This window comes from Bradyrhizobium sp. 2TAF24, from assembly GCF_052115025.1.
Classification (GTDB): Bacteria; Pseudomonadota; Alphaproteobacteria; order Rhizobiales; family Xanthobacteraceae; genus Bradyrhizobium_A.
The window spans coordinates 69,980-94,195 of record NZ_JBFRFW010000013.1; the positions used below are offsets into that span (position 1 = coordinate 69,980).

A 24,216-nucleotide genomic window follows, 5' to 3' on the forward strand; every position below is an offset into this window, starting at 1 on the left:
TTACGCCGTGACCGGATCGATCGGCGACGGCGGCGTGCCGCCGGCCTCGATCGCTTCGCCCGCGGCGAGGCAGAGGTCTTCGCGGTAGCGGCCGGCGACGACCTGCACGCCGACCGGGGTGCGGCCGACGAGGCCGGTTGCGACGGCGAGCGCCGGCAGGCCGAGCAGCGGCAGGCCGATCTGGGTCATCTGCGCGCGCCACACCCGCGCGAAGGTGGCGTCATCCCGGGTGTCGAGATGGTTGGCGAACGGCAGTTCCGCCGACACCGGCATCACGATCACCGGGTAGCGCTCGAGCAGCAGCAGCCAGTCGCGCAGCAGCGTCGCGCGGCGGCTCAGGAGTTTCGAGAAGCTCGCGAAATCGAGCTTGCGAGCGTTGTCGTGGTGGTTGCGCAGCACATGGATGGCGGCGGGATCGCCTTCGCGCTCCGCGGCGGCGACCATGGCGTCATAGCCGTCGGCGAGCCACAGCAGCGTCTGCAGGTCGGCAGCTTCCGCGAGCGGCGGCGTCGCCGGCAGCTCCTCGACGATCCAGCCGGCGTCGGCGAGGCGTTTGCCGGCGTCCTTCACGGCCGCCCGGACCTCGGGGGCGACCTCGAGGCCGTCGGGGGCGGGCGTCAGCGCGGCGCGTTTCTCGACCGGCGGGCCTTCGAGCGGCGCCGGCACCCACCACGGATCGCGCGGATCACGCGCCGCCATCGCGGTGAGCGACAGGCGGATGTCGGCAATGGTGCGTGCCAGCGGGCCGGACACTGCGCCGAGCTGGCCGCCGATCGAGCGCTCGGGTGCCGTGGCGTTGAACGCCGGGATGCGGCCGAGCGTCGGCCGCAGGCCATGCACGCCACAGGCATAGGCCGGATAGCGGATCGAGCCGGCGATGTCGGAGCCATGGCCGATGGGGCCGATGCCGGCGGCGACCGCCGCGGCCGCGCCGCCCGATGATCCGCCCGGCGTCAGCGCCGGATCGCGCGGGTTCATGGTCTCGCCATGGATCTGGTTGGAGGTGAACCAGCGCAGCGAGAATGCCGGGGTGTTGGTGCGGCCGATCAGCACGGCGCCGGCCTTGACGAGGTTGTCGACCACCGGGCTGCTGGCCTTGGCGACGAGATCGCGCTGCTGCTTCAGCCCGTTGGTGGTGGCGTAGCCGGCCTGGTCGACGTTGACCTTGATGGTGACGGGCACGCCGGCGAGCGGGCCGGCGTCCTCGCCGCGCTTGAGCGTCGCGTCGATGGCGTCGGCGCGGGCGAGGGCTTCCTCCGGGCGATGCTCGACCACGGCATTGATCACGGGGTTGACGGCATCGAGCCGCGCCAGCGTCGCCACCGTCGCCTCGCGCGCCGAGACCTTGCGGCCGCGGATCTCAGCCGCCAGTTCGGTCGCCGTCAGTTGCCAGAGTTCAGCCATGTCGTCCCCGTATCTCAGTGTGGTCTTGGTCTTGCGTTGGAGCGGCAGTATCGCGGCGCGGGGCGGGCAGGGCAAGATGGCCGGACCGCATGCAGCTGTCGGCCCCGGGCATTGGTCGGGCGCCTCACTCCATCGTCGCGCCGGACAGCTTCACCGCGTCCTCGGCGCGTTTCGCTTCCTCGACGAGAAACGCCTGCATGCCCTCGGGCGTCGCGCCGACGAGGTCGACGCCGAGCGAGGCGAGGCGCTCCTGCACCGCCGGCTGCTTCAGCGCGTCGGCAAACGCCGCGCTCCATTTGGCGACGATCGGCGGCGGTGTGTCCTTGCGCGCCAGCACGCCGAACCACGACTTGGAGGTGAAGCCGGTGACGCCGAGCTCGTCGAGCGTCGGCAGGTCGGGCAGCAGCGGAATCCGTTTTTCGTTGGCGACCGCGATCGGCCGCAGCGTGCCGCCCCTGAGCTGTTCGGAGACGTTCTGCAGGTCGCCGAGCATGGCGTTGACATGGCCGGCGACGAGGTCGTTCATCGCCGGGGCGCTGCCCTTGTAGGGCACATGGACGATGTCGACGCCGAGGCGGCGCTTGAGCACCTCGAAGCCGAGATGGTTGGAAGACCCCGAGCCGAACGAGGCGAAGGTGGCATTGCCGCCCTGCGCCTTCGCCCAGGCGACGAACTCGGGCAGTGTCTTCGCCGGCACCTTGGGATTGACCACGAGAATGTGCGGGCTGAGCGCGAACAGCGACACGCCGGTGAAGTCGCGCTCCCATACATAGGGTTTTGTCGGCAGCAGCAGCGGCGAGATGAGAAAGCTGTTGGAGGCCGCAAGCAGGGTGTAGCCGTCGGCGGGTGCCGACGCCGCGGCCTGGCTGCCGATGGTGGTGCCGCCCCCCGGCTTGTTCTCGATCACCACGCTCGCCTTCCACTGTGTGGCGATGAGATCGGCGAGCGTGCGGGTGATCAGGTCGGTGCCGCCGCCCGGCGCGAACGGCACGATGATGCGTACCGGGCGCGACGGATAGTCGTCGGCGCGGGCGCGAGTGACCACGGCAGCGAGCGCGAGCGCCGGCAGATGGACGAACGAACGGCGGGTGAGAGGCACGGGCGATTCCTGGACAGATGCAGCACCCGCGTCGCGGGCGCGCGGCATCTTGTCCAAAGCCGTGGCGGCTGGCAATCGCCGGCACAGGCCGCTCCGGTCAGGCGGCGCGGCGGTGGTCGGTGGGTCGGATCGCGCCGTGCTTGGCGACCCATTTCGGGCCGGGGCCGCGCATGTAGTAGCGCGATGGATCGTAGGTGCCCTGCTTGCGGCCGGTGACGAACTCGGTCAGCGCCCTGGCGGTGACAGCCAGCGCATCCTGCAGCAGGGAGAGCACAACAGACACTGCTTTTAGGGCCAGTTTCAGAGCCATGACGCGCCTCCTTGACCGCTTCAACCTAGGCGAGGGCGCATAGGGATTCGAGACGGAAAAACTGCTCAAAATGTAAGAAAAACATAAGGTTGAATTGTAAGGCTGGCCGGCTTCGCAGTAGCTGTCGAATTCTAGCGCAACCACTTCTGGTTTGGAGGAGGTGAATAGTGTTTGATATTGATGCTTATTATATCACTTTTAAGATATTGATCTAATTTATATATTCCAATTTTTGATGTGAAATTCTGCCATACTTTTAAATCGCGATTTTTCCAAACTATTTCGTCTTGCTCGTTTTAAGTTGCGTGATAGCTTTTGTATCGTAATTTAGGTGAATTTCTTTAAAGGGGTGAAATTTATGTCGGAAGATCGCGAGATTGCTGCGATGGCTCAGGTATTGCCGATTATGAGCGCTCTCGATGCCGATGAAAGGCGCCGTGTCTTGGTTTGGCTTTCACAAAAGTTGGCTATCGAATTAAATCCACCGCTGAAGAAAGAGATGGGCGCTCCACCCCCTCATGAAGTTGGAAGAGGGGACGCGGGCACGCTTGATTTGTCGACTGATACGATTGCCACGGTACTTGCCGCAAAGACCGGTCCTGACATCATATTGGCTGCGGCTGCTCATTTGCATTTTGTAAAAGAGAAGCAAAGGTTCACACGACAAGAACTTACGGTCGAGATGCGTACAGCTCCTGGTCATTTCAAAGACACCTACGTGAATAATTTGTCGAAGTACCTTGCTGGTTTGACCAGGAGCGATCGATTGCGTCTCGTTGGAGCGGATACCTACGCTTTGTCCAATCGAGAGAAGCGAGACTTGGAGGCAAAACTGGCCAGCGCAGCTTGAAACATCGGCACTAGCCTCTCGTTTTTTCTTCCGTGAGTTGAGGATCCGATGGTTGACGATATTGAGCGTCCAGCGAAGCTGCCGGATATTCACTTGCTCGAAAATGAGCGATTGCAGGTATTTTGTATTTTGGCAGCGGAAGCGCTCCGCGGTGGCGAAGGAATCTTATCGGCATATGCAATATCAAGACAGCTAGAAGCAAATCATCGTATTCATATTTCTCGTCATCGAGTTGAGACGATTCTTCGAAACGAAAAAGGGGCGGTAATTAGAAAGCGGGTTCGAGGAAGTGAATATTGGAAATTAATGCGAGCCGGCGAGCAGGAGTTGTTCGACTCAACTGATGCGGTAACCTTTATAAACCCGCAAAAGGCATTTTCCGGTCGTCGTCGTGTTGATCAGATTTTGTCGAATTTGTCGGGAGCGCTTCGCTTTTGCGATCCCTATATTGCTTCTAGCGTTCTAGAATCTTTGAGTCGGTGTGAGGGGGCAAAAAGTATCAAGCTTCTGACCTCAGATATTCAAGGAACTGGCTTTTCTACCGAACTTAAAGCCTTCAACAGAGAGTTTGGGGGCAAACTTGAGGTTCGTGTGGTGGGCAAAGGCAAGCTGCACGATCGATACATAATTCATAATGCAGGCTTGCTTCTCGTAGGCGCAAGTTTGAAGGATCTGGGGCGAGCGCAAAGTTTCGTCGTGGAAGTAGGGGCGGGTATGTCGAAGTTAGTGTCTGATCACTTCGATGCTATTTGGGGCAATGCATCTCCGGTCGAGTAGCAAACAAATGGTGTTGACAGGCTCCGCGAGCCTCGAAGGGCGACGGATTACGTTAAGCGAGCGCGAGCTCTACCCTCTTACGATCCTTCGGCAATGCTGCAGCGCCGCGTGCACGAGGTTCTCGCCGGCTTCCGGGGTGCGAAACGCCGAATGCGCCGACAGCGTGACGTTGGGGAGCCGCGTCAGCGGATGATCAGCGGGCAGAGGCTCGATGTCGAAGACGTCGAGGCCGGCGTGGCGCAGGTGGCCGCTCTTGAGCGCGTCGATCATCGCCGCTTCATCCACCAGCGCGCCGCGCGCGGTGTTGATGAGGATCGCACCCGGCCGCATCGCCGCGATGCGGGCGCGGGAGAGGAAGCCGCGGGTATCGTCGTTGAGCAGCAGGTGCATGGACACGACATGGCTGTCGGCGAGCAGCCGCTCCAGCGCCACGAAACTCACGCCGCGCACGGTTCGCGGTGTCCGGTTCCAGGCCAGCACGGTCATGCCGCTGCCGGCGGCGATGCGCGCCACCTCGGCGCCGATGCCGCCGAAGCCGATCAGCCCCAACGTCTTGCCGGTGAGCTGCATGCCATCTTCGCGCAGCCAGTTGCCGCCGCGCATGGCGCGGTCCATCAGCGCAAGGCTGCGTGCGGACGCCCACATCAGCGCGATGGCGGATTCGGCCACCGCCGTATCGCCATAGCCCTTGATGATATGGACGGTGATGCCGAGCTCGGCCAGCTCTTCCGGATTCATGTAGCTGCGCGCACCGGTGCCGAGGAACACGACATGCTGCAGCGTCCTGCACTGCCGTGCGATGTCCGTCGGCAAATACGTGTGGTCGATGATGGCGATGCGGGCATCCGCCAGCACCGCGGGCAGCGCCTCCGGCCGCACGTCGGCGTCACGATGGATGCGCACGGAAGGATCGTCGTCGCGGAACTGGCGCTCGAACTCCAGCGCCAGCGACTCATTGGCATCGACGAAGACGGCGACCATCGCAAACCTCCGTTGGCTCCGGAAACTGTGCGGTCAACGCACCGCGATATCGAACGACGCCTGGCGCACGTTACCGGAGGGATAGAACACGTCGATCGCGGCGGAGTCCGGGCCGGTATAGCCGCGTTGCGATACGTAGCTCACGAGAACACCGCGAACGCCGCTACGATTGCAGGCGCTGCGCAGGTTGTTGGGCGGGAAGTTGATGTACACGCGGGTGCGAGCAAGGCGGATTCGGCCATGCTGCGGTGACTGGGTCAAACGGACGATGGGCTCGCCGGCGGTGCTGCAGTCGGGATTGGTCGAGCTGGCGCGATAGAGGCGGATGGTGGCGCCGCTGGCGGCGACCTTGGAATAGAATTCGGCATGCGCCGTGGCGGTCGACAGCGATAATATCAGTGTGACGACAGACAGTTTTGCAATGGGCATGGGGCTCTCCGGCAGTGCCTGGTCATTGAAAGGGCCGTCCTGAAAATCAATCCCGGAAACCAGTTGTCTTGGTCATTGAAATCAGCAGTCCTGAATTCAGCTGTCCAGCTCGCGCGACACGCTCACCGTGGTGCCGGTCTTGCCGCCGGTGCAGCGGATGTCGAGGCGGCGGTAGCGCGTGGCGATGGTGTCGCCGCGCAACAGGCCGATGCGGCCGACGCAGCGGGTGATGCCTTTGCGCACGTCGTCGCGGGGAATGGTGAACACCAGCGCTGCGGCCTGGGCGGTGAAGCCGTAGAACGCCTCCGCCGGTTTGCGGCTCGCGGTGGCCGCGAACACTTCATTGGTGACGTTGCGGCTGCGGCAGCCGAGCGATGCCCGACTCACGGCGGGATGCTTCAGCGCGATGGCGTTGGCGCTGGTCGCGCCGACGACGAGGCCATCGATCTGGCCGGTGAGCTGCCTGGCGAGATCGTCGCAGGCGTCTGCGCGCGCCGCGGTCCCTGCCAGCCCCATCATCAGCATCGCGGCGAGCATCGCCGCCACCCCGCGCATCCGTCCGAACATCATCGTCATCATCACAGCCCCTTGGTGCCATTAAAGCACGAACGCCTCCGGCGGACACGGCTTTTCCTCCGGCACGGGGCGATGAAGATGGCGATGTCGTTGCTAAAGCGTGTCCGCGACGCGCTGCAGGATGGTCATGACGTCGTCGGGCGCGTGATGGATCAGGTCGTGGCCGCAGGCGATGCTGTGGACCTCCCAGGCCGGGTCGTCCTTCAGCCGCTGGTATTGCTCGGTGAACGGCGTCGTTTCCCAGCCACTGGCGTAGACGAAGACGCGCCGCGGAACCGTCTGCTCGCGGCCCGACAGCCAGATTTCCTGCAGGAAGGCGGCGAGGGGATGGGGCGCGCAGCGCCGGTCGAGGTTGTCGGGTGGGGTGACGCCGATGCCGTCGCGCCGCGAGCGGTCGAGCGCCAGCCGGCGATAGCCCTCGCCCGCGAGGTCCCACCACGACTGGCCGTCCTCGGGCACGAAGGCGTCGAGATAGACGAGGGCGGCGACGCGCTCGCGGGCGCGGTCGGCGACCCCGGTCGCGACCATGCCGCCATAGCTGTGGGCGCACAACACGACCTCGTAGAGATCCTCGACCGTGAGCAGTTCCTGGACATCGCTGATATGCGTCTCCAGGTTGATCCCGCTCGGCGACTGGCGGCTGCCCTCGTCGAGGCCGCTGAGCGTCGGGGTGTAGACGTCATGGCCGTGCCGGCGCAGCGTCGCGGCGAAGCCGGAAAACGCCCAGCCGCCATGCCAACCCCCTGGGATCAATACAAAAATCGCCATTCCGCGCTCCCGCGAAAGCCAGCCTGACGAAGGCCCGCCACCGCCCGGCGGGCCGCTGTTGCACCCGCCCGATGTGGTGGTCTATCAACCCTCTCAAGACTGCCAGCCTGTCGCAAGCCAGCCAGAGAGAGCCGACCATGAACGCCCCCGCCAAGGTCCCCGCCGTGCCGCCCTACAAGCACACCCCGCTGTTTCCGCTGGGCAAGGACGAGACCCCGTACCGGAAGATCTCCTCGGACGGCGTGCGTGTCGAGACCGTGCTCGGCAAGGACATGCTGGTGGTGTCGCGCGAGGCGCTGAAGGCGCTGTCGGAAGCCGCCTTCGTCGACATCAACCATTATCTGCGCCCGGGCCATCTCAAGCAGCTGCGCAACATCCTCGAGGACAAGGAAGCCAGCGACAACGACAAGTTCGTCGCCTTCGACTTCCTCAAGAACGCCAACATCGCCGCCGGCGGCGTGCTGCCGATGTGCCAGGACACCGGCACCGCCATCATCATGGGCAAGAAGGGCGCGCGCGTCATCACCGAGGGTGACGACGAGGCCGCGCTCGCCGAGGGCGCCCGCGACGCCTACCTCAAGCGCAACCTGCGCTACTCGCAGGTCGCGCCGCTGTCGATGTTCGAGGAGAAGAACACCCAGAACAACATGCCGGCGCAGTGCGAGATCTACGCCGAGGGCGACGACGCCTACAAGTTCATGTTCATGGCCAAGGGTGGCGGCTCGGCCAACAAGAGTTTTCTGTTCCAGGCGACGCCGTCGATCCTGACCCGCGACCGCATGCTGGCCTTCCTGAAAGAAAAGGTGCTGACGCTCGGCACCGCGGCGTGCCCGCCCTACCACCTCGCCATCGTCATCGGCGGCACTTCGGCCGAGCTGACCATGAAGACGGTCAAGCTGGCGTCGGCGCGCTATCTCGACGCGCTGCCGACGCAGGGGTCGGCGGACGGCCATGCCTTCCGCGATCTCGAGATGGAGCAGGAAATCCTCAAGATGACGCAGTCGCTGGGCGTCGGCGCGCAGTTCGGCGGCAAGTACTTCTGCCATGACGTGCGCGTCATCCGCCTGCCGCGCCACGGCGCCAGCCTGCCGATCGGCCTCGGCGTGTCGTGTTCGGCCGACCGCCAGGTGCTCGGCAAGATCACCAAGGACGGCGTCTATCTCGAGGAGCTCGAGCACAACCCGTCGCAGTACCTGCCGGAGGTCGAGGGCGCGCTCGGTGGTGAGGTCGTGAAGATCGACCTCAACAAGCCGATGAAGGACGTGCTCGCCACGCTGTCGCAGTATCCGGTCAAGACCCGCCTGTCGCTGACCGGCACCATGATCGTCGCGCGCGACGCCGCCCACGCCAAGCTGCGCGAGCGTCTCGACAAGGGCGAGGGCCTGCCGGACTACTTCAAGAACCACCCGGTGTACTACGCCGGCCCGGCGAAGACGCCCGATGGCTACGCCTCCGGCGCGTTCGGCCCGACCACCGCGGGCCGCATGGATTCGTTCGTCGACCAGTTCCAGGCCGCCGGCGGCTCCATGGTGATGGTCGCCAAGGGTAACCGCGCGCCCGCGGTGCGCGAGGCCTGCAAGAAGCATGGTGGCTTCTACCTCGGTTCGATCGGCGGCGCGGCGGCGAACCTCGCCGAGCACTGCATCAAGAAGGTCGAGGTGGTCGAGTATCCCGAGCTCGGCATGGAAGCGATCTGGCGCATCGAGGTCGTCGACTTCCCGGCCTTCATCATCATCGACGACAAGGGCAACGACTTCTTCAAGGAGCTGAACCTCGGCTGACCGCCGCGGTATTGGCTGCCGATCCGCCCGGGATCGCCGAAATGATGCCCGCGTGACGCCATGGTTGCATCGCCATCCCGTCACGCGGCCGCAGCTATGATCCGGCCGTTGCCGATTCACGAAGGGCGGGCAGGGGCGATGCGGTTCGCAGTCAGGATCTTCGGTGTGGTGGCCGTGTTTGCCGCAGCCGCGGGGCTATGGCTGTTTGCAGGCCTCAAAGGTCCACTGCCGCTGGTCCGCGATGGCGGCACCTACTGGCTGGCGGTGACGCCGACCAGTCCGCTGCTCACCCACGCGATGCGGGTGGCGCTGGCGAGCAACGCCGCGCCGACCCCCGGCCGTCTCGACTGGCAGGCCGTCGACGGAGGCTTCGAGGTCGCCGATCTGCCCGTGCTGATGAACGGCGAGGTGGTCGAGCACCTGCTGCTGGCTCGCATCGATCCCGCACGCTTTCGCTTCGTCGCCCACAACGCAGCCTCTGGGCAGCGCGACCTCGATCACTGGCTGGCGAAGACGGGAGCGGCCCTCGTGGTCAACGGCAGCTTCTTCTCGCGACGAGGCGAGCCGGCGACACCGTTCCTCAGCGGCGGCGCGCCGCTCGGGCCGCAGACCTATGACGCGCGGGCCGGGGCCTTCGTGGCGTCGGCGGCGTCGGCAGCCGTGCACGACCTTGCCGCCACCGACTGGCGTATCGCCTTCCAGGGCGCGACCGATGCCATGGTGTCCTACCCGCTGTTGCTGTCGCACGGCGTGAGCCGGGTCGCCAATCCAACGCGCTGGCTCGCGACGCGCAGCTTTGTCGGCCAGGACGCCGCCGGCCGCATCATTGTCGGAACGACGACCGACGCGTTCTTTTCACTGACGCGGCTTGCGGGCTTCCTGCGCGATGCGCCGCTCGGCCTGACGATCGCGCTCAACCTCGATGGTGGCCCGGTCGCCTGTCAGGGCGTCGCGTTGAACGGCTTCGCGCGCAAGAGCTATGGCCGCTCCGAGGCACGGGTCGAGGGGGACGACGTGCAGTTGCTGATGAGCCTGCCATACAAGCCTGCCCAGATGCCGGTGGTTCTTGCCGCCGTCCGGCGGACGTCGTGACGGCGGCACCCGTGCGCAGGGAGGATCATCACGTCATGAAGACCGCCATCATTCTGCTCGCTGCCGTGGCCGCGTCGATGCTGGGACAGGTGATGCCGGGGACCGCAGCTGGCTGCCGCGACGACATGCTGACGGCGGACCAGAATGTCCGCCGCACCCGCACCGGGCTCGACAACGCAGCCGGTGATACCGACGCGGCGCAGTGCACCGCCTATCGCCGCCACATCGACGCGCTCTCCGACTACCGCAGCGTGATCGCGCGCTGCGACCGTGGGCCGAACCAGTCCCAGAACGTGCAGGCGGTCGACACCGAGATCGTCACGCTGGCGCCGCGCATGCGTGCGGTGTGCAAGCCGTGAAACGTGGTCGTCCGGTCGGTGGCTGATCACGGTCGAGAAGTTGTGACGGCGCGGCGATACGCGTCCGCGCCGCGCGGCTGAACCTTTCCCTGCCTTTGCCTGACACATGGAATGGGTCGTCCGGCCCCGTTGTGCGCGCCGCAGTCGCATGCGGCGGCGGCGGCGAAAGATCGTCATCGTTGCGCTGGATGAGACGATTTTCGGGCTGGCCTGTGGAACAGTCGCCGGGATCAGGCCAGCCGGAATGGCCTGCCACCCGGCCGCAGTGCGGTCGATGTCAGGTGGCCTGATGGAGAAATCGATCTTGCGACCCAATCAGCTGTCGCGGCCCGCCCGACGGACCCGCATCGAAAGCCCCACGTTTCATTTCAGATCCGCGACTGTCGGAATCGTCTGTGTCGTGATCGTGCTGCTGCTCGCGCTGGTCAGCGCCGCGCGGGCGCAGACCGAGGTGATCGCGGCACGGACCACGATCGCGCTGGTCGCGTCATCGTCGGAAGCGTCGGCACCGGGCGATGCCGTGACCTTCACCGCGCAAGTCGACGCCGATCGCGGCGCGGTGCCCGGCGGCTTCATCGACTTCTTCGACGAGGCGACCATGCGCTGGCTCGGCCGCGCCGCGGTCGCGTCACCCGCGATCACGGTCGCTGACCTGGCGCCGGGAGAGCATCCGATCCGGGCGCACTACACCGGCACCACCGACTTCATGCCGTTCATCGCGCTGCCGAGCTCCTCGAACGTGCTGGTGCACCGGGTGCAGGCGCCGTCGCGGCTCGAGGTCTCATCCTCCCCGAATCCGGGCGTGGCCGGCGAGCCGCTGACGGTGTCCGCGGTGGTCAGCGCGCCCGCGGGCACGCCGACCGGCATGGTCACGTTCAGGGATGGCGATCACGGGCTGATGGCGCGGGTGCGGCTCGACGGCCGTGGCCGCGCCAGCTTCACCACCTCGGCGCTGCCCGGCGGCTCGCATCTGCTGAGCGCCGAGTACGAGGGCGACAGCCGCTTCGCCCGGGTCACCACGACCGTCCGCCTCGAGATCACCGCGCGGAGCGACGCCTGGTCGGTCGGCAGCGCTGAGGTCGGCAGCGATTGAGCCGCGCGGGTTGACGCCGCCGGCGCATGTTCTCAAATACGGCCATGGCAGTGTTCATCGGGCTCGACGGCTTCCGTCGCGGCTGGGTCGCGGTCGAGATTGCGCCGCGGCGCCGTACCATCGCATTCTGGCCTGATATCGACGCGCTGTGGGCGCGGCCTTTCACGCGTGCCGCCATCGACATGCCGATCGGCCTGCCGGAGACGGGCGACCGGGCCTGCGACCTTGCGGCCCGGGCGCTGTTGCGGCCGCACGGCGCGCGGGTGTTCACCGGCGCGCGCCGCGGGCTGTGGGCGCACGGCTCGCAAACTCTGGCCAACCGCGTGCTGAAAGCGCGCGGCGAGCCGATGGTCTCGGCGCAGCTGTGGAATCTCGGGCCGAAGATTGTGGAGATCGACGCGGCGATGACGCCGGCGCGTCAGCGCCGCGTGATCGAGGCGCATCCGGAGCTGGTGTTCTGGCGCCTCAATGGCCGCCAGCCGCTGCCACGCAAGAAGGACGCCGAGGGGCTGGGCTTGCGCCGTGCGCTGCTGCTGCGCGCCGGCTTCACGGCGCTCGACGACTGGCTCGACCGCGCCCGCATCGGCACGGGCGCGAAAGCGGACGATGTCATCGACGCCTGCGCCATGGCGCTGGCGGCCCGCGACGGGCGTGCCTGCTGTCCCGATGGCCCGGCGCCACGCGACGCGCGCGGGCTGAAGATGCAGATCTGGTACTAGGCACGCGGCTGCGAGCTTCGTTCAGACCTCGCCGCAAGGCGGGGCAGGATGGCGATTGACGTCCCCGGGGGCATCGCGGCGCGTCGGCTACAGGATCGTCGAACGGATCTTGCTTTCGACCGCGCGCGCAGCGTCCAGGATGATCTCCGCAACTTCCAGTTCTCGGCGCGGTTCCAGTCGCGTGCGAACGGCCGAAACCGTCATGGCGGCCGCCGGGCGGCCGTCCGCGGTCTTGATCCAGGTGGAAATCGACTTCGTGCCCTGCACCAGGCCGACTTCACGCAGATTGTAGCCCGTCCGCCTCGCGGCCGCGATCTGGCCGAGCACGATGGAGGCGTCGGTGCGGTAGGCCTTAAATCGCGCCTCGTTGGCGGCGACGATCTTCCTAGCTTCCTGGGTGGGCATGGCCGACAGGATGGCGACGCCCGCGCTGCTGACGCCGAGCGGCCGCCGCGCGCCGATCTCGATCGAGAGCACCTGGATCGGATAGGAGCCGATCCGGCGGTCGACGCAGAGCGTGTCGTTGCCAGTCCGGGCCGTGAGAAACAGCGTATCGCCGACCCGCTGCGACGTGCGCTTGAGAATGTCGTCGGCCGCCGCAAGCAACGGGGAAGGCGATGGGCGCGCCAGCGCGAGTTCGGGCACCTGGCCGCCGATCGCGAACCGGCCGGTCTTGTCGTGGCGCTCGACGATGCCCTCCTCGATGAGGACGTGAACGATGCGATGCACGGTGGGGCGGGTGAGCCCGGTCGCCTGGACCACGTCGGCGAGCGGCAGTCCGGCCTCCCGGCCTGCGGCGAGGATGCGCAGGACGGCGAGCGCGCGCCGGATGGCCTGCGCGCCGGGCCGCGGTTCCACGCTGCGATCCGCCTTCGAACGAGAAGGGTCTTTGTCCATAATGTGGACAAGAAACGCATAATTCGGTCGACACGTAAACCGTAAAAATCGAATGTCCGGCGCGGCGATCGCGATCGACTGCAACGACAACAGGGTGGACGGTGATCCGCCGCCAGGCTTTGGGAGGATGCAATGAAACGTCTCGCATTGGTGCGATCTGCTCGCGCGTCGACCTCGACCGGCCGGGCCTAGCAGCGAGACGATGATGCAGATCGATCCTGCGGACCTCGGTGCGGAAAAGATCTACCGGCTGATGACCGGCATCGTGGTGCCGCGTCCGATCGCCTGGGTGACGAGCTTGTCCGGCAGCGGCGTGCTCAACCTCGCCCCGTTCAGCGCCTTCACCTTCGTCTCGCAGAAGCCGCCGATGCTGGCGATCAGCGTCGGGCGCAAGGCGGGCGTCTACAAGGACACCGCGCACAACATCCTCGACACCGAGGAGTATGTCATTCACATCGCCGATGCGCCGCTGATGAAGGCCGTGCACGACAGCTCGATCGAGCATCCGCCTGAGGTCAGCGAGGTCGAACTGCTCGATCTCGCAACGCTGCCGAGCGAGCGCATCAAGGTGCCGCGGCTTGCGGCGCCGCCGGTCGCGATGGAGTGCCGCTTTCGCCAGTGTCTCGAATTCGGCGATGCCCGCAGCCGCCTGATCGTCGGCGAGGTCGTCATGTTCCATGTCCGCGACGGCCTTGTCGTCAACGGCAAGATCGAAACCGAGGCGCTCGATCCGATCGCCCGTATCGGCGGTCCGCGCTACGCGCGTCTCGGCGACATCGTCACGTTGAACGCCGTGTTCCAGACCCCGAAGTCGGTCGATTGACAGCCAATTGACAGCCATGGGTGCGACATCAAGCCAAGGCGGGCCCGCCATGAATGAAGAGTCCTCGCTGTCCGGAAGCGGCGCCTATACGACGCGCGAGCGCGCCGCGATCATCGTCTCCTGCATGCTGGGCTTCGCGCTCGACCTCTACGACGTCCTCATCATGCCGTTCCTGATGAGCTCGATCCAGGCTTCGCTCGACATCTCGCTGGCCCATGTGGCGAGCATCACCAGCCTGACCCTGGCCGGATCGGTCATCGGCGGCGCGCTGTTCGGCTGGCTCGGCGACCGCATCGGCCGCAAGCAGGCGCTGCAGCTCACGCTCGGCGTGTTCGCGGCCGGCTCGATCGCCTCCGCGTTCGCCTGGAACTATCCCAGCCTCGCGATCCTGCGCTTCATCACCGGCGTCGGCCTCGGCGGCGAGTGGGGCGCCGGCATGGTGCTGTTCAACGAAGCCTGGAACAAGGATCGTCGCGGTCTCGGCAGCGCGTTCATCCAGGGCAGTGCGGTGCTGGCCAGTGCCGGCGCGTCCATTGTCGGCGTCTGGGCCACCACCTCCTTCAGCCTCGAATGGGGATGGCGCATTGCGCTGCTCACCGGCGGGGCGCCGCTGGTGCTGATGATCTTCATCCGCTTCTTCATGCCGGAATCGAAGGCGTGGCTGCAGTTCGACCGCGCGCGCAAGAGCGGCCTGGTCGAGCGGACGGTCAGCACCACGAACACGCTGGTGCTGATGTTCAGAGGGAAACTGCTGCGGATTTCGGTGATGTGTCTCGCCTGGATGATGGCCTACATGTTCTCCTACTACGGCGTGGTCGTTTTCATGCCGACGCTGATGCAGAAATCGCTCGCCGCGCCGCCTGAAGTGGTGCGCAACATCTCGGTGATCGCCTCCATCGTCGGCGGCTGCTCGTACATCAGCATGGGTGCGCTCAACGACGCGTTCGGCCGCCGCTTCGGGGCGCTCGTGCCGGGGGTGTCGTGGGCGGTGATGGCCGGCTGCCTCTACCTGTTCGCGCACGACAAATACGCCGGCAGCCTGCTCGGCTTCCCGATGTTCTGGACCTACATCGCCTTCGTGATCGGCAATTCGGCGCTTGGCGTCGTCGGCACCTGGCTGTCGGAGATCTATCCCATCGAGGTTCGCTCGACGGCGGTCTCCGTCGTCTACATGGCGGGGCGCGGCGTCGGCAGCCTGGCGCCGGTGGTCGTTCCGCTCGCCGCAGCGGCGTTCGGCGGCGAGCTTGCCACGGGGATGCTGGTGGTCGCGCCGGCCATCGTCCTGTTCCTGGTGATGACATTGTCGCTGCCGGAAACGCGGGGACGCGAGCTGGCGGGAGTCGGCAAGAGAGATCTCGGCAGGCAGGCCGCCTGACACGGGCCAGAGGGATCATCACATGCGACTGTTGAGTTATCTGGTGAACGGCGAAGCGCGCTATGGCGCAGCCGTCGAAGGCGGGGTGGTCGATCTCTCCCGGCGGATCGGGCGGTATTTTCCCGACCTGAAGGCGCTGATCGCCGGTGACGGACTTGGCCGGGCCAAAGAGGTCGTCGCGGGCGAAACGCCCGATCACGCCCTGGTCGAGCTGGCGTTGCTGCCGCCGGTGCTGACCCCGGAAAAGCTCTGGTGCATCGGCGTGAACTACATGGACCGCAACGCCGAGTACAAGGACAACTCGGATCTGCCCAAGTACCCGAGCCTGTTCGTGCGCAACATGTCGTCCGTGGTCGGCGCGGGGCAGGGCATCGAGAAGCCCGCTGTCTCCGAGCAGCTCGACTATGAGGGCGAACTCGTCATCGTGATCGGCAAAGAGGGACGGCACATTCCGCGCGAGGCCGCCTGGTCGCACATCTTCGGCATGACGCTGTGCAACGAAGGCAGCGTGCGTGACTGGCTGCACCACGGCAAGTTCAACGTCACGCAAGGCAAGAATTTCGATCGCTCCGGCAGCATCGGCCCCTGGATCGTGACATCGGATGAATGCGATCCGCGAGGTCCACATGAGATCATCACGCGCGTGAACGGGGAAGTCCGCCAGCAGGACACCACTGCGCGCCTGATGTTTCCGTTCGACGCCCTGATCGCTTACCTCTCGACGTTCGCCACCCTCAAGCCTGGCGACATGATCGCGACGGGAACGCCGACCGGCGCCGGCGCGCGCTTCGATCCGCCGCGCTGGCTCCGCCCTGGCGATGTCGTCGAGGTCGAGTCGCCGGCGATCGGGGTGCTGCGCAACGCCGTCGTCGCCGAGGCCTGAGCCATGCTCGATCACGCCACCATCGCGCGTCTCGCGCAGCGCCTCGACGAGGCCGAGCAGGCCAAGACGCTGATCACGATGTTCACGCAGGACTATCCGGATCTCACGATCGAGGATGCCTATGCGATTCAGCGGGCATGGACGGAGCTGCAGCTGCAGCGCGGCCGCATCATCAAGGGACACAAGATCGGGTTGACCTCGAAAGCGATGCAGAATGCTGTCGGCATCGCGGAGCCGGATTTCGGCGTCCTGTTCGCGGACATGTTCTATCAGGATGCGAGCGCGATCCCCTTCGACCGCTTTCACGCGCCGCGCATCGAGGTCGAGCTGGCGTTCGTGCTGAAGGCGCCGCTGCGCGGACCGGACTGCACCATCTTCGACGTGCTCAACGCCACCGACTATGTGACCGCGGCGCTCGAAATTCTCGAGACCCGCATGCACCGCGTCGACCCTGAGACCGGCCGGACGCGGAAGGTCATGGACACGATCTCGGACAATGCCGCGAATGCCGCGCTGGTGGTCGGCGGACGGCCGTTTCGGCCGCTGGACACGGACCTGCGCTGGGTCGGCGCGCTGCTGTTTCGCAACGGCCAGATCGAGGAGACCGGCCTTGCCGCCGGCGTCCTCAACCATCCGGCCAATGGCATCGCCTGGCTTGCCAATCGCCTGGCGCAGCACGACGCGCATCTTGCGGCCGGCGAGGTCGTGCTCGCCGGATCGTTCACCCGCCCGATCGATATCCGTCGCGGCGATACCTTCCACGCGGACTACGGCACCTTCGGTTCGGTGTCCTGTCAGTTCGTCTGAGCACGGCAAAACAAGGGGAGACCGCGTCATGACGGCCCAAGCACGGCGCAGAAGCATCCACATCGGCGGCTTCACGCACGCCAATCCGATTCCCAATGCCTGCCGTATCGGCAATGTCGTGATGTCCGGCGTCATCCTCGGCCGCGATCCGGCGACCGGCAGCATGCCCGAGAGCCTGGCGGTCCAGTGCGCCAACATGTTCGCGCATATGAAGGCGACAGTGGAGGCGGCCGGCGGCAGCACCGACGACATCATCAAGATGACGGTCTGGCTCAAGGATCGCTCGCAGCGCGGGCCGCTCAATGTCGAATGGCTGAAGATGTTCCCCGACGAGCATTCGCGGCCGGCCCGCCACGCGCTGGCGATGGAGATGGACGGTGGCGCGCTGGTGCAGTGCGACTTCACCGCGGTGATCGATTAGAGGAGCTGGCCGTGCCGACCTATCTGCCCTTTCATCCCGACCCGCGCCGGCCGTCGCGACTGCCGCCACGGAGGACCGTCGACAGCCAGTTTCATGTGCTCGGTCCGCCGGACAAATATCCCGTGCGCCCCGGTGCCGCCTATCAGATGCCGACCGCGACCTGGGAGGCGGCCCTGCGCATGCACAAGGCGCTGGGCATCGAGCGGGGCGTCATCGTCCAGACCACGACCTACGGCGCCGATCATGCGGTGGTGCTCGACGGCCTCGCCGCCATGGGCCCGAACTACCGTGGCTGCGCCAACGCGCTGGTGTTTGCCGAAGCGAGCGACGCCTATCTCGCAAGGCTGCACGATGCGGGCGTGCGCGGCGCACGCTTCAGCTTTCGTCAGGAACTGGGCGCGGTGCTCTCGGACAAGGATTTCGCCCGCGCGATCGCCCGCATCCGCGAGCTCGGCTGGTATGTGAAGATCCAGCCGGAAAAGGACGGCATCATCTCGAGCGTGGAGAAGTACCGCTCGCTCGATGTGCCCGTGCTGATCGATCACATGGCGCGCCCGGACCCGACGCGCGGCAGCGACGACCCCAACTTGCGCACGATGCTGGAGCTTCTCGCGGGGGGTAATTTCTGGGTGATGCTGTCGCTCGGCGAGAAAACCTCGAAGGCCGGTCCGCCCTGGGACGATGTGATCCCGATTGCGCGCGCCTATCTCGAGGCTGCTCCCGAGCGCTGCGTGTGGGCGAGCGACTGGCCGCATCCGGTCTCGGTCGTGCAGCCGCCCAATGACGCGGATCTGCTGGAACTGATGTACCGGTTCGCTCCGGACGAGGCGACGCTCGAGAACGTTCTCGTCCGCAATCCGGCGAAGCTGTTTGGGTTTCCCCTCTAGACTAGGACGTGACCGCCTCGCGTGGCTGGAGGCTGGCGGCGGTCAGCAGTTTCGCGATCTCCGGCCGGCAGGCGCCGCAGTTGGTGCCGGCTTTCAGGCAGCGGCCGATGGCATCGACGGAAGTTGCGCCCTTGCGGATTTCGGAAGCGATCTGGTTGCGGCCGACGCTGAAGCAGGAGCAGACGATCGCTCCGATGTCCTCGCCGTTGCCGAGCGGCCGCCCGGCGAGCAGCGACATCCGCGCGCTCGCGGGCAGCTGGTCCTCCGCGAACAGGCTGATCAGCCAGGCGCGCGACACCAGCGCATGATCGGGCGCGATGAACACGCAGCCCTCCAGCCGGCCGTCACGCACGGCAGCATAGCGGAAGCGTCCCGCGGTCGGGTCGCGATAGGCGAGCCATTCGATCTCGGTGTCCGCGAGGCCGAGCTGGGCCTGCGCCCAGTCGCGCCAGCTCTCCGGGCGCGCGTCGCCGGCCAATTCCAGCCGCCAGCACTGGCCCGCCTTGCCATGGACCCAGTACCCCCCGTCCGGACGCTTGATTTCGCTGCGGCTCAGGATGAAGGCGTGCCATTTCGGCGAGTAGGGAGCGGCCACGACCGGCGTGTGCTTGGACTCCGGCTGGCCGGACACCGGATCGGTCGCCGGGTTGACCAGGGCGTTGACCCGGCCTTCGCCGGCGAACGCCTCGTTCCAGTGCATCGGCACGAACACGCAGCCGCGCCGCTGCTCGGCCGTGACCACGACACGCGCGATCATCTCGCCCCACGGGCTTGTCAGGCGCGCCAGCGCGTCGGGCTTCAGCCCCGCCAGCCGGGCATCATCGGGATGGAATTCGGCGTAGGGCTCGAAGACATGCGCGAGCAGCCGCGCGGTTTTGCCGGTCCGCGTCATGGTGTGCCACTGGTCGCGGACGCGTCCGGTGTTCAGCACCAGCGGATGCGCGCGGCTGGTGGCATGGCGGGGCGGGCGCGGCGCCACCGCCACGAACCGCGCCTTGCGGTCAGGGGTGAAGAAGCTCGGCGTCTCGAACATCCGCGCCGTGCCGGTCGGATATTCCGGTGTCACCGGCCACTGCACCGGCGCCAGCGCGTGATAGGCGCGGTCGTCGATGGTCGCGAGCGCGGAAATGTCGAAGTCGCGCGCGCCGTCGTTCTCGAAGCCGGACAGGGCGGCATGTTCGCGAAAGATGTCGGCGACGCCCGCATAGTCGAAGCCTGCATAGCCCATGCGGCGGGCGACGTCGCAGATGATGCGCCAGTCGGCGCGCGCCTCGCCCGGGGCGGGGAGGAAGGCGCGCTGCCGCGACATGCGGCGCTCGGAATTGGTGACGGTGCCGTCCTTCTCGCCCCACGCCAGCGCCGGCAGCAGCACGTCGGCATGGCGCGTTGTGTCGGTTGAATGCATGCAATCGGACACCACCACCAGCTCGCAGGCGTCCAGGGCGGCGCGCGCGCGGTCGGCGTCCGGCAGGCTGACCACCGGGTTGGTCGACATGATCCAGACGGCCTTGATGCGGCCATCGGCGATGGCGTCGAACATCTCGACCGCTTTGAGTCCGGCCTGCTGCGCGATCACCGGCGCGCGCCAGAAGCGCTGCACCAGGTCGCGGTGGTCGGGCCTGTCGAGCTCCATATGCGCGGCAAGCTGATTGGCGAGCCCGCCGACCTCGCGACCGCCCATGGCGTTGGGCTGGCCGGTCAGCGAGAACGGCCCCATGCCGGGCCGGCCGATGCGGCCGGTCAGCAGGTGGCAATTGATGATGGCGTTGACCTTGTCGGTGCCGCTGGTCGACTGGTTGATGCCTTGCGAATAGAGCGTGACGATGCGTTCGGTCCGGGCGAACCAGTCGAAGAACAGCGTGACGGCGCCTTCCGTCAAGCCGCAGGTCGCCGCCGTGTCAGCGGCGGTCTGGCCTGCGACCTGTTCAAGCGCGGCCGCCGCACCGGTCGTGCAGCCATCGACAAAGGTGTGATCGACGGCGCCGCTGCCGGCGAGGAAAGCCAGCAGGCCGTTGAACAGCACGGCGTCGCTGCCCGAGCGCAGCGGCAGATGCAGGTCCGCGCCCTCGCAGGTCGCCGTGCGTCGCGGGTCGATCACCACAATGCGGCAGGCCGGGTTCTTCTCCTTCGCCGCCAGCATGCGCTGATGCAGGATCGGATGGCACCAGGCTGCGTTCGAGCCGACCAGCACCAGGAGGTCGGCCTGTTCGAGGTCCTCATAGCAGCCCGGCACGGTGTCGCTGCCGAAGGCCCGCTTGTGGCCGGCGACGCTCGACGACATGCACAGGCGCGAATTGGTGTCGATGTTGGCGGTGCCGACAAAGCCCTTCGCCAGCTTGTTGACGACGTAATAGTCCTCGGTCAGCAGCTGACCGGAGACATAGAACGCCACCGCGTCAGGCCCATGCTCCCGGATGATGCGGCCAAAGCCCGCCGCGACATGGTCGAGCGCAGCGTCCCATGTCACCGGCACGCCGCCGATCTGTGGCGCGAGCAATCGCCCCTCGAGATCGATGGTCTCGGCCAGCGCCGAGCCCTTGCTGCAAAGGCGGCCGAAATTGGCCGGATGCTGCCGGTCGCCCTCGATGCTGACCACGCCGGCGGCATCCGTGGTGGCGACGACGCCGCAGCCGACGCCGCAATAGGGGCAGGTGGTCTTGACGGACATGGCGCCCCTGTCAGTTCACCGCTGCCGCCTGGCGGATCGACAGCCACACCCTGCCGTTCTCGACCTTGGCCGGATGCGACCGCGTGCACCCTTCGTCGGGCGCGACGGCCTGACCGCTCGTGAGCTCGATGACGAAATTGTGCAGCGGGCAGGTCACGCGCCTGTTGTGCACGATGCCCTGAGACAACGGCCCGCCCTTGTGCGGGCAGTGATCGTCGAGCGCGAACACCTCGTCGTTCTCGGTGCGGAACAGCGCGATATCGCCGTGCGAAGTGCGCACCACGCGCGAGCCGAGACGCGGAATGTCGTTGAGGGCTCCGATCTCCAGCCATTCCATCAGGCAAGCTCCAGTTCGGCGAGCGGGGTGAACTCGTTGCGGTCGACGCCGCGCTTGGCACGGGCGGCCCACGGATCGCTCTGGGAAAATTGCTGCGAATAAGCGAAGCGTTCGAACAGCGCCTTGCGGTTTTTGAGATCGTCGACCACCTGCTTGCGGATCGCGTCGAGGCCGACACGGTCGCACCATTTGTACATGCGCTCGAGATACCAGCCCTGCTCACGGTAGAGCTGGGTCAGCGCCGCGATCACCTCCAGCGTCTCGTCCTCGGTCGCGACCTTGGTCAGGAACTCGGTGCCCTTGATGTGCAGCCCGGCGGCGCCGGCGAAATGGATTTCGTAGCCGGAGTCGACGCAGATCACGCCGACATCCTTGCAGGTCGCCTCGGCGCAGTTGCGCGGGCAGCCGGAGACCGCGAGCTTGACCTTGGCCGGGGTCCACGAGCCCCACATGAACTTCTCGAGCTTGACGCCGAGACCAGTGGAATCCTGGGTGCCGAAGCGGCACCATTCCGAACCGACGCAGGTCTTCACCGTGCGCAGGCCCTTGGCATAGGCATGGCCGGAGACGAGGCCGGCGTCGTTGAGGTCGGCCCACACCGCCGGCAGGTCTTCCTTCTTGACGCCGAGCAGGTCGATGCGCTGGCCGCCGGTGACCTTGACCGTCGGTATCCCGAATTTGTCGGCGACATCGGCGATGGCGCGCAGCTCGTTCGGCGTGGTGACACCGCCCCACATCCGCGGCACCACCGAATAGGTGCCGTCCTTCTGGATGTTGGCATGGACACGCTCGTTGATGTAGCGCGACTGCTGGTCGTCGCGGTATTCGCCGGGCCAGGTCGCGAGCAGATAATAGTTGAGCGCCGGGCGGCACGAGTGGCAGCCATTGGCCGTCTTCCACTCCATGAAGCGCATGACGTCGGGGATCGTCTTGAGGCTCTGCTCGACGATGACGCGGCGGACGTCGTCATGGCTGTGGTCGGTGCAGGCGCACAGCGGCTTGACCTTCGGCGCCGCCGAATAGTCGCCGCCGAGGGTGAAGGCCAGTACCTGCTCGACGAGGCCGGTGCAGGAGCCGCAGGACGACGACGCCTTGGTGTGCGCCCGCACGTCGTCGAGCGTGAAAAGTTTCTTGTCGGTGATCGCCTTGACGATCGTGCCCTTGCAGACGCCGTTGCACCCGCAGATCTCGGTCTGGTCGCTCATCGCGGCGACCGAGTTCTGGCCGGCATGGCCGCCGTCGCCGAGATTGGCGGCGCCGAACATCAGGCGCTCGCGCATGTGCGAGACGTCGGTGCCGTCACGCAGGTGCTGGAAGTACCAGGGGCCGTCGATGGTGTCGCCATAGAGCACGGCGCCGACGATCTTCTTGTCCTTGAGGATGATGCGCTTGTAGACGCCGCGATGGGCGTCCTGCAGCACGATCTCCTCCTTGTCCGGGCCCGGCGCGAAGTCGCCGGCGGAGAACAGGTCGATGCCGGTCACCTTGAGCTTGGTCGAGGTGACCGAGCCGTCATAGGTGGCAAACCCCTTCAAGGCGAGGTGATTGGCGCAGACCTTGGCCTGATCGAACAGCGGTGCGACCAGGCCATAGGTCTGGCGGCGGTGCTGCACGCATTCGCCGACGGCGTAGATGCGGCCGTCATAGGTCTGCATCGTGTCGGAGACGACGATGCCGCGCTCGCAGTGCAGTCCCGCTTTCTTCGCGAGCTCGAAGTTCGGCCGGATGCCGACCGCCATCACGACGAGGTCGGCCGGCAGCTCGGTGCCATCGGCAAAGCACACGCCGGTGACGCGGTCCTCGCCGAGGATGGCTTTCGTCTGCGCCGGCATCTTGAACACCATGCCACGCTCTTCCAGCGACTTGCGCAGCAGGCCGCCGGCGACCGGATCGAGCTGGCGCTCCATCAGGCTGTCGAGCAGGTGCACGACAGTGACGTTCATGCCGCGCTTCATCAGGCCGTTGGCGGCCTCGAGCCCGAGCAGGCCGCCGCCGATCACGATGGCGTTGCGATGGCTGGTCGAGGCCGCGATCATGCGGTCGACGTCATGGATGTCGCGGAATCCGATCACGCCGGGGAGGTCCTTGCCCGGCAGCGGCAGCACGATCGGATTGGAGCCGGTCGCGATCAGCAGGCGGTCATAGGGCGTGCGGTCGCCGGTCGCGGTGACGACCTCGCAGGTGCGGCGGTCGATCATGGTGACCGTTTCGCCCTTGCGCAGCGTGATGTTGTTGTCGTCGTACCAGTCGACGGTGTTGAGCATGATGTCGTCGACGGTCTTCTCGCCCGCAAGCACCGGCGACAGCAGGATGCGGTTGTAGTTGCCGTACGGCTCGGCGCCAAACACGGTGATGTCATAGAGATCGGGCGCGCGTTCGAGCAGCGCCTCCACGGTGCGGATGCCGGCCATCCCGTTGCCGATCACCACCAGTTTCTGCTTGATCATCCTGTCGAGCATGGTTGGCCTTTCAAAAATCCGACGACACCGCGCGGACGACGCAGTGCGCGCCGACGTCCGGCGCGAAGAGCTTCTGAGAGTGTTGGGATGCCCATCCGCGGGCGGCTGACCGTCATCGGTGACGATCGATGCAGATCTTTATTCAAAACCCATGCCAGTTGCGCGGGATGAAATTATTCAGCCAGATCAAAGCCATATTCGAGCGGAGCAGGGCCCTGCGGGAAGCTGTCGCGAGCGTCGGCGGCCGCATTTTTAGCCACGTCGGTCATCTCTTGTGCATCTTTGCATCAACATTCACGGCCGCGATCATCGCCGCCGTCGCCGCACATCTGCGCGTCTCAGTGGTGCGGTTTGCTGCGCGCGGCGGCAATGCGTCGTTGCATGCGTGGCCGTGTCATCGGCGCCATGCGGCGGCGCATCG

24 protein-coding genes are annotated in these 24,216 nt (G+C 66.2%); 13 read left to right on the forward strand and 11 right to left on the reverse strand.

The annotated features are described in order from the left end of the window. The 3 genes from AB4Z37_RS20275 to AB4Z37_RS20285 form a co-directional block, all read right to left on the reverse strand. Window positions 1-1,404 (reverse strand): amidase family protein, encoded by a 1,404-nt coding sequence (locus tag AB4Z37_RS20275; RefSeq protein ID WP_441518551.1) that lies wholly within the window; start codon window positions 1,402-1,404, stop codon window positions 1-3. Window positions 1,405-1,528: 124 nt separating this feature from the next. After that, entirely contained in the window at window positions 1,529-2,503 is a 975-nt protein-coding gene (locus AB4Z37_RS20280; RefSeq protein ID WP_441518552.1) for a Bug family tripartite tricarboxylate transporter substrate binding protein, read from the reverse strand. Window positions 2,504-2,600: 97 nt separating this feature from the next. Continuing rightward, complete coding sequence (locus tag AB4Z37_RS20285; protein ID WP_441518553.1) at window positions 2,601-2,813, reverse strand: hypothetical protein; 213 nt, start codon at window positions 2,811-2,813, stop codon at window positions 2,601-2,603. A gap of 358 nt (window positions 2,814-3,171) precedes the next feature. Between AB4Z37_RS20285 and AB4Z37_RS20290 the strand changes: the two genes are divergently transcribed. Both AB4Z37_RS20290 and AB4Z37_RS20295 read left to right on the forward strand, forming a co-directional pair. After that, complete coding sequence (locus AB4Z37_RS20290; RefSeq protein WP_441518554.1) at window positions 3,172-3,663, forward strand: hypothetical protein; 492 nt, start codon at window positions 3,172-3,174, stop codon at window positions 3,661-3,663. A 48-nt stretch (window positions 3,664-3,711) separates the two neighbouring features. After that, entirely contained in the window at window positions 3,712-4,440 is a 729-nt protein-coding gene (locus AB4Z37_RS20295; RefSeq protein WP_441518555.1) for a hypothetical protein, read from the forward strand. A gap of 69 nt (window positions 4,441-4,509) precedes the next feature. Here AB4Z37_RS20295 and AB4Z37_RS20300 read toward each other — a convergent pair whose 3' ends face one another. The 4 genes from AB4Z37_RS20300 to AB4Z37_RS20315 form a co-directional block, all read right to left on the reverse strand. Further along, entirely contained in the window at window positions 4,510-5,421 is a 912-nt protein-coding gene (locus AB4Z37_RS20300) for an NAD(P)-dependent oxidoreductase (RefSeq protein WP_441518556.1), read from the reverse strand. A 33-nt stretch (window positions 5,422-5,454) separates the two neighbouring features. Continuing rightward, a complete protein-coding gene (locus tag AB4Z37_RS20305; RefSeq protein WP_441518557.1) occupies window positions 5,455-5,850 on the reverse strand; it encodes a hypothetical protein in 396 nt (131 codons plus the stop codon). Between the two features lie 96 nt (window positions 5,851-5,946). Further along, window positions 5,947-6,426: a hypothetical protein gene (locus AB4Z37_RS20310; RefSeq protein WP_441518558.1), complete on the reverse strand. Its 480-nt coding sequence runs from the start codon at window positions 6,424-6,426 to the stop codon at window positions 5,947-5,949. 93 nt (window positions 6,427-6,519) lie between these two features. Next, window positions 6,520-7,194: an alpha/beta fold hydrolase gene (locus AB4Z37_RS20315; RefSeq protein ID WP_441518559.1), complete on the reverse strand. Its 675-nt coding sequence runs from the start codon at window positions 7,192-7,194 to the stop codon at window positions 6,520-6,522. A gap of 137 nt (window positions 7,195-7,331) precedes the next feature. Between AB4Z37_RS20315 and AB4Z37_RS20320 the strand changes: the two genes are divergently transcribed. The 5 genes from AB4Z37_RS20320 (at window position 7,332) to AB4Z37_RS20340 (ending at window position 12,238) form a co-directional block, all read left to right on the forward strand. Continuing rightward, window positions 7,332-8,975 carry a fumarate hydratase gene (locus tag AB4Z37_RS20320; RefSeq protein WP_441518560.1) on the forward strand — a complete coding sequence of 548 codons (1,644 nt, stop codon included), beginning with the start codon at window positions 7,332-7,334 and terminating at the stop codon, window positions 8,973-8,975. Window positions 8,976-9,113: 138 nt separating this feature from the next. Then, the gene (locus AB4Z37_RS20325) at window positions 9,114-10,067 is read left to right on the forward strand and encodes a phosphodiester glycosidase family protein (protein WP_441518561.1); all 954 of its coding nucleotides are present in this window, start codon (window positions 9,114-9,116) and stop codon (window positions 10,065-10,067) included. Between the two features lie 35 nt (window positions 10,068-10,102). After that, window positions 10,103-10,426: a hypothetical protein gene (locus AB4Z37_RS20330; RefSeq protein ID WP_441518562.1), complete on the forward strand. Its 324-nt coding sequence runs from the start codon at window positions 10,103-10,105 to the stop codon at window positions 10,424-10,426. A 400-nt stretch (window positions 10,427-10,826) separates the two neighbouring features. Then, window positions 10,827-11,519 carry an Ig-like domain-containing protein gene (locus tag AB4Z37_RS20335; RefSeq protein ID WP_441518563.1) on the forward strand — a complete coding sequence of 231 codons (693 nt, stop codon included), beginning with the start codon at window positions 10,827-10,829 and terminating at the stop codon, window positions 11,517-11,519. Window positions 11,520-11,563: 44 nt separating this feature from the next. Beyond that, window positions 11,564-12,238, forward strand: a complete 675-nt coding sequence (locus AB4Z37_RS20340; protein WP_441518564.1) for a DUF429 domain-containing protein — start codon at window positions 11,564-11,566, stop codon at window positions 12,236-12,238. 87 nt (window positions 12,239-12,325) lie between these two features. On the opposite strand, the gene AB4Z37_RS20345 is transcribed toward AB4Z37_RS20340, so the two are convergent. Next, entirely contained in the window at window positions 12,326-13,135 is an 810-nt protein-coding gene (locus tag AB4Z37_RS20345; RefSeq protein WP_441518565.1) for an IclR family transcriptional regulator, read from the reverse strand. 205 nt (window positions 13,136-13,340) lie between these two features. On the opposite strand from AB4Z37_RS20345, the gene AB4Z37_RS20350 reads away from it, so the two are divergent. The 6 genes from AB4Z37_RS20350 to AB4Z37_RS20375 are packed head-to-tail and all read left to right on the forward strand — an operon-like array spanning window position 13,341 to window position 18,331. Beyond that, window positions 13,341-13,958: a flavin reductase family protein gene (locus tag AB4Z37_RS20350; RefSeq protein ID WP_441518566.1), complete on the forward strand. Its 618-nt coding sequence runs from the start codon at window positions 13,341-13,343 to the stop codon at window positions 13,956-13,958. Window positions 13,959-14,007: 49 nt separating this feature from the next. Then, window positions 14,008-15,333 carry an MFS transporter gene (locus AB4Z37_RS20355; RefSeq protein ID WP_441518567.1) on the forward strand — a complete coding sequence of 442 codons (1,326 nt, stop codon included), beginning with the start codon at window positions 14,008-14,010 and terminating at the stop codon, window positions 15,331-15,333. Between the two features lie 22 nt (window positions 15,334-15,355). Next, window positions 15,356-16,216, forward strand: coding sequence for a fumarylacetoacetate hydrolase family protein (locus tag AB4Z37_RS20360; protein ID WP_441518568.1), 861 nt, complete (start codon window positions 15,356-15,358; stop codon window positions 16,214-16,216). A 3-nt stretch (window positions 16,217-16,219) separates the two neighbouring features. After that, window positions 16,220-17,023 carry a 2-oxo-hept-4-ene-1,7-dioate hydratase gene (gene hpaH / locus AB4Z37_RS20365; RefSeq protein ID WP_441518569.1) on the forward strand — a complete coding sequence of 268 codons (804 nt, stop codon included), beginning with the start codon at window positions 16,220-16,222 and terminating at the stop codon, window positions 17,021-17,023. Window positions 17,024-17,051: 28 nt separating this feature from the next. Further along, a complete protein-coding gene (locus AB4Z37_RS20370) occupies window positions 17,052-17,444 on the forward strand; it encodes a RidA family protein (protein ID WP_441518570.1) in 393 nt (130 codons plus the stop codon). Between the two features lie 11 nt (window positions 17,445-17,455). Then, complete coding sequence (locus AB4Z37_RS20375; RefSeq protein ID WP_441518571.1) at window positions 17,456-18,331, forward strand: amidohydrolase family protein; 876 nt, start codon at window positions 17,456-17,458, stop codon at window positions 18,329-18,331. Between the two features lies 1 nt (window position 18,332). Here the strand turns inward: AB4Z37_RS20375 and AB4Z37_RS20380 are convergent, their stop codons facing one another. The 3 genes from AB4Z37_RS20380 to nirB are packed head-to-tail and all read right to left on the reverse strand — an operon-like array spanning window position 18,333 to window position 23,795. Continuing rightward, on the reverse strand, window positions 18,333-20,999 hold the full coding sequence (locus AB4Z37_RS20380) for a molybdopterin-dependent oxidoreductase (RefSeq protein ID WP_441518572.1): 2,667 nt from the start codon (window positions 20,997-20,999) through the stop codon (window positions 18,333-18,335). A 10-nt stretch (window positions 21,000-21,009) separates the two neighbouring features. Beyond that, window positions 21,010-21,336 (reverse strand): nitrite reductase small subunit NirD, encoded by a 327-nt coding sequence (gene nirD, locus AB4Z37_RS20385; protein WP_441518573.1) that lies wholly within the window; start codon window positions 21,334-21,336, stop codon window positions 21,010-21,012. Next, the gene (gene nirB / locus AB4Z37_RS20390) at window positions 21,336-23,795 is read right to left on the reverse strand and encodes a nitrite reductase large subunit NirB (protein WP_441518574.1); all 2,460 of its coding nucleotides are present in this window, start codon (window positions 23,793-23,795) and stop codon (window positions 21,336-21,338) included. The genes nirD and nirB overlap by 1 nt, the downstream gene beginning before the upstream one ends. Window positions 23,796-24,216: the final 421 nt, after the last annotated feature.